This window comes from Litorimonas sp. (assembly GCA_029936425.1).
GTDB lineage: Bacteria > Pseudomonadota > Alphaproteobacteria > Caulobacterales > Maricaulaceae > Litorimonas.
On record JAPYSU010000164.1, the window covers coordinates 1 to 1,086 of the forward strand.

Annotated in this window: 1 protein-coding gene; it reads right to left on the reverse strand. The window is 43.6% G+C overall.

Translation table 11 applies throughout. The features are described 5' to 3' along the window. Positions 1–1,086, reverse strand: a 1,086-nt coding sequence (locus tag ACN0IC_RS15740) for a hypothetical protein (RefSeq protein WP_416879691.1), incomplete at both ends; no start/stop codon positions are given.

A 1,086-nucleotide genomic window follows, 5' to 3' on the forward strand; every position in this document is an offset into this window, starting at 1 on the left:
AGTACCGGTGACCTGCATTCATCCTACTAGAAAATAATTGAAAAGTTTTCGTTACCCCTATACGATCGGCTAAAAGCAAGGGTGTGCAGGCACTGATGATCACATTGATTTCGACAGGCTGGGCTAAATACCCCTTGTACCCGGGCTGTGCCGACCAGGACTGTGGAATCTGATCAGTCCTAGGAGAAGACATGTAAGTATTGAATTGTAGGTCTTGGAGCACTAGAAATTCTACTGAATTTGCGGGCGACCCGATCTGTAAAGTGCACCAATACTCCACTACTTTTGAACCTCCTAGCCCAACCATTGACATTTTTTCTGGGAGCAAATATATTTCAGTCATTCTTTCAGCTAAAGCTAGAGACACTAAACCGTGACTACTGCCCCCATCATTCAAGCAAAATACATTTTCTTCACACTTTTTATTGCTATTAGTTGGGCTGGCCACTACTACACTTTCAATATTTAAAATTCCTTGGGAAATTTGTTTACTGTTTGCTTTGCAAACAATGCCAGCAATATGAAAATTAATGCACAGTTTTGTATTTATTTTGTTTGGTTTTTTAATTTTATATTCTTTTGTCTCAGGTCTGACATCTTGAGTGGGCTGTGCAGCTACAAGGAAGCCTCTACTCAGCCCTCCCACCCCCACCTCTACTCCAGCACACTGTGTGGACTGACTGGTGCTGGCTCTGGCGCCTGGCTCCATACACTGTGTGGACCTCTGCCCCAGAGTTGGGTGGTGGTGTGGTGCAACTACAGAAACACAAGAAGAAACAAGATCCCCTCCCACCCCCACCCCTACTCCAGCACACTGTGTGGACTGACTGGTGCTGGCTCTGGCGCCTGGCTCCACACACTGTGTGGACCTCTGCCCCAGAGTTGGGTGGTGTGGTTCAATTACAGAAACACAAGAAGAAACAAAATCAGTTGACTGCACCTTCATTGCATTATCAAAGTGTTTTACATTAGCACTGTTTGTTTCTGTATTTATTTTATTTGTACTATGTAGTAGTTTTGTATCTGTACATGTACTATTAAATTTCAGATTATAATTTAAACATTGACTGGCTGGATTACCTGCGG